Origin of the sequence: Pedococcus sp., assembly GCF_036554925.1 — a bacterium.
Classification (GTDB): Bacteria; Actinomycetota; Actinomycetes; order Actinomycetales; family Dermatophilaceae; genus Pedococcus_A.
In genome coordinates, this window is the sequence record NZ_DATBMI010000035.1 from 1 (window position 1) to 1,787 (window position 1,787).

Genomic DNA, 1,787 nt, shown 5'->3' on the forward strand with positions numbered 1-1,787 from the left:
TCAGCGGCTGACCTTCTCCCACCCCCGCTTCGGCGCCCGGGTGCCCTCCCGGTCCTCGTCACGGCTCCGGTAGACGATGTAGGGGCGGGTGACGTAGCCGAGCGGTGCGCTGAAGACGTGGACGAGCCGGGTGAACGGCCACAGGGCGAACAGCCCGAAAGCGATGAGCGCGTGCAGCTGGAAGCCGAGGGCGGCGTCGGCCATCAGCTCCGGCTTCGGCTGCAGCAGGAAGATGCTGCGGAACCACGGCGAGACGTCCTCGCGGTAGTCGTAGTGCCCGAAGGTGCTGGCCGCCAACGTGTTCCAGATGCCCAGCACGATGACCGCGCCGAGGAAGACGTACATGAGCTTGTCCATCCTCGTGGTCGCCGAGAAGACCGGGCCGACCGTGCGCCGGCGGTAGACCAGGATGACGAGACCGGCCAGCGTCGCAGCGCCGGCGATGAGGCCACCGACCACGGCGACGAGGTGGTAGGCGTCCTCGCTGATGCCGAGCGCCTCGGTCCACGACTTCGGCACGACGAGGCCGACGACGTGGCCGGCAATCACCCCGAGCAGCCCGAAGTGGAACAGCGGGCTGCCCCACCGCAGCAGCCGGTTCTCGTACAGCTGCGACGAGCGCGTGGTCCAGCCGAACTTGTCGTACTTGTAACGCCAGTAGTGCCCGACGACGAAGACGGCCAGGCACAGGTACGGGAAGACCAGGAACAGGAAGGTGTCCATCAGGGGGCTCCTACCGGGATCGTGTGGCCGAGGTCGACGGGTCCGTGGTCGAGGTCGTCGCTGGGGCGGGGGTTGAGCCGCGGGTCCATCGCGTAGGGCTGGAGGTCCAGGCCGACCTCCTCCGACGGGGGACCCTGGGCGATGAGGGCGAGCATCTTCTCCTCGTCCTCGCCCTTGAGCTCCGGCAGGGTGGCGACGAGGGCGAGCACGACGTCGTGCCACGGGGACCCCTTGTCGGCCAAGGCGATGCGCAGCATCTCGATGCCCGCGCGGTGGTCGTTCAGCAGCGTCCACGCCGTCTCGGGGCCGTGGGCGGCACCGAACTCGAGCACCACGCAGAGGTGGTCGGGCAGCTCGGCGGCGTCGAGCTCGACGCCGGCCTTCCGGTAGGCCTGCTTGAACTGCACGAGGGCCAGGCCGCGCTTGCGCGTGTCCCCGTGTGCGAAGTAGGTCAGGTAGAGGCAGCAGCGCCGCGTGACGTCGAAGGTCTCGACGTAGTCGCGCTGCAGCGCCGACAGGGGAGTGGACTCCACGAAGGCGACGAAGCGGCATACCGGCTCGCGCACCGACGCGGGAAGCGTCCCTGCAGCCTCCCGGACCACGGCCAGGCGCCCGAGCAGCGCCTCGTCGGGGTAGTCCAGCAGCAGCGACACGACCTGCCAGGCCGTTGCCAGGTCGCGGTCGCCGAGCCGCGGCGCGGGGTGCCGGTCACGCGGCCGACGCAGCATCACTTCTCGTCGCCCTTGCCACGCTTGGGGAAGAGGCCCCTCGGCGACCCCTTGCCGTCCCAGTTGAGGAGGTTGACCCGGCCGCGCAGCGTCCCGCGGTCGGCCCCACTCAGGGTGTCGGCCGTCTGCCGCTGCTTGAGCATCTGGAAGTTCTCGACCGCCACCGGGGTGAGCTCGCCGGAGCCCTCACCGAACGGGCCGGACTCGCCCATCATGCCGGGGCCGCCCTCGTAGTCGAGCGAGCACTCGGTGGCCAGCTCCTCCAGGGCGTGGGCCTGCTCGGCGTGCGCCGTGGGGATGACGTAGCGCTCGTCGTACTTCGCCAGCGCCAGCAGC

Annotated in this window: 2 protein-coding genes and 1 pseudogene; all 3 read right to left on the bottom strand. The window is 70.3% G+C overall.

The genetic code is table 11. The features are described from left to right. Complete coding sequence (gene narI, locus VIB11_RS02415; RefSeq protein WP_332028019.1) at window positions 1-723, bottom strand: respiratory nitrate reductase subunit gamma; 723 nt, start codon at window positions 721-723, stop codon at window positions 1-3. Beyond that, window positions 723-1,451, bottom strand: a complete 729-nt coding sequence (gene narJ / locus VIB11_RS02420) for a nitrate reductase molybdenum cofactor assembly chaperone (RefSeq protein WP_332028021.1) — start codon at window positions 1,449-1,451, stop codon at window positions 723-725. The genes narI and narJ overlap by 1 nt, the downstream gene beginning before the upstream one ends. Then, window positions 1,451-1,787: pseudogene (narY, locus tag VIB11_RS02425) on the bottom strand (nitrate reductase subunit beta); the annotation flags it as partial. The gene narJ and the pseudogene narY, both read right to left, overlap by 1 nt.

Bases quoted from the DNA above. Each gene is read 5' to 3' on its own strand.
- narI (WP_332028019.1), bottom strand. From the start codon at position 723: ATGGACACCTTCCTGTTCCTGGTCTTCCCGTACCTGTGCCTGGCCGTC.
- narJ (WP_332028021.1), bottom strand. From the start codon at position 1,451: ATGCTGCGTCGGCCGCGTGACCGGCACCCCGCGCCGCGGCTCGGCGAC.